The following is a 4,575-nucleotide window of genomic DNA, read 5'->3' as shown; positions in this document are numbered from 1 at the left end:
AGCAGCAGAAATAAGCGATGGGATGCTTGTCAATTTGGGAATTGGCATTCCATCACTTGTACCGAATCATCTTTTGAATGATCATAAAGTTATGTTTCATGCAGAAAATGGCCTTGTGGGAATTGGCAGTACTCCTGAAATGGGGAAGGAAGATCCGCATCTTTGCAATGCCGGGGGATTGCCGATCACCATTAGAGCCGGTGCTTCTTACTGCGACAGTACTGTTGCATTTGGGATGATACGGCGAGGCAGGGTGGATATCACGATTCTAGGAGCCCTTCAAGTAAGTCAAGCGGGGGACCTCGCTAATTGGATTGTCCCGGGAAAGCGGGTGCCAGGCATGGGCGGTGCAATGGAACTGGCTGCGAAGGCAAAAAAGGTCATTGTCTTGATGGAACATAACGATAAAGCGGGTATGTCTAAATTAGTCAAAAAATGTACGTTGCCGTTAACTGCCAAGAAATGCGTACATATGATCATCACCGAATTAGGCGTGTTTTCCGTAACTTCGAAGGGCCTTCTATTAACTGATGTATTTGATACGTCCAGCATTCAGGAAATCAGGAATCGGACCGAAGCCTCGTTTACCGTCTCTGAATACATCCATATTTTAAAAGAATGAGAGAGGAGAATGGATATGTATGAGGAAAAAATAAGAACATGGTTAAAGGAACATCGGATGAATGGGGTTCAACTTTTGCAAAAACTGGTTCAGGAACCGAGCAAAAGGGGGCAAGAAGGAAGTGCACAAGCAATAGTGGTCGAGAAGTGCAGACAACTTGGACTAGAAATTGATCTTTGGGAAATCGGAGATGAACACTTAAGAAAACATCCCCATTTTTATTGCGACCGCAGGGACTTTAAAGGAAATCCGAACCTTGTGGCTATTAAAAGAGGAACAGGAAATGGGAAATCCCTTATTTTAAACGGGCATATTGATGTAGTTCCTGAAGGAGATCATGCAGCATGGCACGATGAACCATATAGCGGCAAGTTGATAGACGGGAAAGTTTTCGGGCGGGGAACGACGGATATGAAAGGCGGCAATGTATCTTTATTGCTCGCAATCGAAGCGATCGTCGAATCTGGAATCCAATTGAAGGGAGATGTGATATTCCAGAGTGTAATTGAAGAAGAAAGCGGTGGTGCCGGCACACTTGCGGCAGTCATACGGGGGTACAATGCTGATGGCGCAATCATTCCGGAGCCTACAAATATGAAACTATTCCCTTTACAACAAGGTTCGATGTGGTTTCGACTGAGAATAAAAGGCAAGTCTGCACATGGAGGCACGAGGTATGAAGGAGTCAGTGCAATAGATAAAGCGGTTGGAGTAATGAATGAAATCAAGTTGCTTGAACAAGAACGAAATGAGTCACTCCGTCATTCACTCTATAAAAATGTCCCTATCCCGATTCCAATCAACATTGGTAGCATTCAAAGCGGGAACTGGCCTTCCTCCGTGCCGGATACAGCCGTTCTAGAAGGTAGATTCGGCATCGCCCCGACAGAAACCATGGAAGCGGCACAAAAGTCGCTGAAGGAGCGGATAGATGCTTTAAACCGGACTGATGCATGGTTCAAAGAAAAACCTATTGAATTAGAATGGTTTGGGGCCAGATGGCTGCCTGGCAATCTCGAAATAAATCACCCGCTTATGAAGACCATTGGCACATACTATGAAAAAGTGGTAGGGGAAGAACCGCTTATCGAAGCATCCCCTTGGGCGACGGATGGAGGGTATCTTTCATCTGTTGGCACTACCCCGGTAGTTGTGTTTGGACCAGGGGAAACAAAGATGGCCCATGATTCGAACGAATATATAGAGGTGGATAAAATGATGGAGGTAGCGGAAATCATCGCATTGACCATTATTGAATGGTGTGGGGTGGAACAGGAATAATCATTTTTCCCAAGGTCTGATTCCAGGAAGGGTCAGACCTTTCGCAACAATTTTCGAAGCTGTGAAAGGAGCGGACAAATGGAGGCTAAAATCATTGAAAAAAGAATTCAAAAGCCAAGGTGCACCATACATATTACGATCGACCATTTTAATAAGCGAATCAGGGTTGATGATTATCTAGGTCATTTTCAAGATTGTTTGGAGGAATCTTTGAAGGTGGCTAAAGGCGTATCAGCAGAAAAAATCATCTTCAAATCACGCAGGGAAAACGTTATGGCATTGCTTGCTCAAGGCTTTCTATATGAAGGTAGCATCGATAAATTCTTCTTGGGAAGCGATTGTTTCTTCCTTGTTAAATATAACCGGAATGAAAGGCGCAACAGTGCAGAATGGGAGAAGGAAGATCAAATCCTTACCGGTGTTCAGAGTCTATCGACAAAATCCGGTCTGGATGATCCGCCGCCAGCCTATCAAGGCCGTAAAGCAGAAGTTACCGATGCACTTCAGCTGGCCCAATTGTATGGTAAGGTTTTCGAAGTGTATCCCACACCGATGAATGATCCAGTATACGTAGAAAAGTGCATGGAAATGGGAACGGTTTTTTATGTTTTTGTCCATGAAGGGAGGATCGTCAGTGCTGCTTCCGCAGAAATTAATTCCTTTTACCATAATGCAGAAATCACCGATTGTGCGACATTGCCGGAACATCGGCAGTACGGCTTGATGAAACACTTGATTTCCGCGCTTGAAGACTATCTTATTTCACATGGAATTTATTGTATCTATTCGATTGCCAGGTCGCTATCATTCGGCATGAATGCTGCATTGCATCAGCATGGTTACTCGTACCGCGGGCGTTTGGCTAATAATTGTTATATCTTTGATAAACTGGAAGATATGAACCTTTGGGTGAAAAATTTAACTTGAATGCTCATTTTTAGGCGGTTGATGACAAGTTTTTGGCATTTCCTCATATACATTTAGCAAGAAGGGCTTTTAGGGGGGATATTTTGCCAAGTGAATTTTTTAATACAAGTGAAGTGTTGGAAGCAATATTAGAAACCATTGATGAAGGCATTCATGTGATAGATCCAAAAGGAATGACCATCTTTTATAACGGAGTGGCAGCCAATCATGATGGGATGAAAAGAAGTGAGGTCATTGGGAAACCGTTGCTTGAAGCCTTTCCTTCTTTGAATCACAAATCATCGACCTTACTCCGGGTCATTAAATCTGAAAAACCAATCTACAACTATAGTCAATCGTATGTAAATGCACATGGACGAATCATAGAGACGCTAAATACGACGCTCCCCATATATGTTGATGGGTTTATGATAGGTGCAATAGAAATTGCCAAGGATTATTCAAGCTTGAAGCAATTATCTGAAAGGTTAGCTGATCTGGAAAGCTCGCTCAAGACGATCAAAAGTCCTGAAAGGAAAACGCCTGCAAACGGCGGATTGTATTCTTTTACGGAAATCCTGACAAAAGATAATGGGTTTAAAGGTTTGATATCACAAGGTAAAAAGGCTGCCCGCTCCTCCTCATCGGTATTGGTTTATGGGGAAAGCGGTGTAGGAAAAGAGCTTTTTGTTCAAAGCATCCACCAAGATTCGAGCCGCAGTAAAGAACCTTTCATCGCGCAAAATTGTGCTGCCCTACCAGAAAGTTTATTGGAGTCGCTTCTATTCGGTACGGCAAAAGGAAGCTACACTGGTGCTATTGAACGTCAGGGATTGTTTGAATTAGCCAACGGCGGAACTTTGTTTTTGGATGAATTGCAATCGATGCCGATTGACTTACAGGCAAAGCTTCTGCGTGTACTAGAAGATGGGTTCATCAGGAGGATAGGCGGCACAAAGAGTGTACAGGTGGATGTCAGGATCATGGCTGCGATGAATATGGATCCGAAAAAGGAGGTATCGGAAAACAGGCTAAGGCCGGATTTGTTTTACCGATTGAACGTATTGAGCTACGAGTTGCCTCCGTTAAGGGAGCGGATTGATGATATAGAGCTTCTTTCTCAACATTTCATATCCATATTTAACAGTAAATTAGGACGGTCGATAAAAGGCATGGATGAGAAGACTGAGGCTTTTTTTCGTAAATATCATTGGCCTGGAAACGTAAGGGAGCTTAAACATACGATAGAGTTCATGATGAACCATACGGAGAATGATGTTTTGAATCTTGAAGATTTGCCCCAATTTTTAAAAAAGCCCACCCCATCAGAAAAAATCCTTCCGCTTCGTGAGGCCATGATTGAGATGGAAACAAAATTGATTACCGAGGCGCTGCTTCAAACGAACGGTAACGTTTTCCAGGCATCGAAACTATTGCAAATTCCAAGACAGACCTTGCAATATAAAATAAAAAAGCATATTTGAATGGAAAAAACCGGATGCACCCAGCAGTCCGGTTTTTTTTATGGGCATTTGAATTCTTGGGTCATTTTGGCACCCTTCTTGCATTTAATACTACTATCATAACTCAGGAGGTATTACCATGTTATTTGACTTATATAAGCCAGATCGAAATTGGAAAGATATAGAGCTTTGGAAAGATGTAACCGAAGAACAATGGAACAACTGGCTGTGGCAGCTTACGAATACGATCCGGACTGTTGATGATTTGAAAAAAGTGATAAACCTGACTCCGGATGAAGAGGA

Annotated in this window: 4 protein-coding genes and 1 pseudogene; all 5 read left to right on the top strand. The window is 43.0% G+C overall.

Annotated elements, in window-relative coordinates:
- Positions 1-622: 3-oxoacid CoA-transferase subunit B (locus ACFVSH_RS23210; protein WP_387708057.1), on the top strand; the 622-nt coding region annotated here is incomplete at its 5' end.
- A 9-nt stretch (positions 623-631) separates the two neighbouring features.
- Entirely contained in the window at positions 632-1,903 is a 1,272-nt protein-coding gene (locus ACFVSH_RS23205) for a peptidase (RefSeq protein ID WP_387708055.1), read from the top strand.
- A 78-nt stretch (positions 1,904-1,981) separates the two neighbouring features.
- Positions 1,982-2,830 carry a putative beta-lysine N-acetyltransferase gene (ablB, locus tag ACFVSH_RS23200; protein WP_387604177.1) on the top strand — a complete coding sequence of 283 codons (849 nt, stop codon included), beginning with the start codon at positions 1,982-1,984 and terminating at the stop codon, positions 2,828-2,830.
- Between the two features lie 83 nt (positions 2,831-2,913).
- On the top strand, positions 2,914-4,293 hold the full coding sequence (locus ACFVSH_RS23195; protein WP_387708053.1) for a sigma-54 interaction domain-containing protein: 1,380 nt from the start codon (positions 2,914-2,916) through the stop codon (positions 4,291-4,293).
- Between the two features lie 118 nt (positions 4,294-4,411).
- Positions 4,412-4,575, top strand: a pseudogene (locus tag ACFVSH_RS23190) (lysine 2,3-aminomutase); the annotation flags it as partial.

Origin of the sequence: Peribacillus sp. NPDC058002, assembly GCF_042886655.1 — a bacterium.
Classification (GTDB): domain Bacteria; phylum Bacillota; class Bacilli; order Bacillales; family DSM-1321; genus Peribacillus; species Peribacillus aracenensis.
Note: the sequence above shows the minus strand (reverse complement) of the source record. Positions and strands in the feature narration are given on the sequence as shown.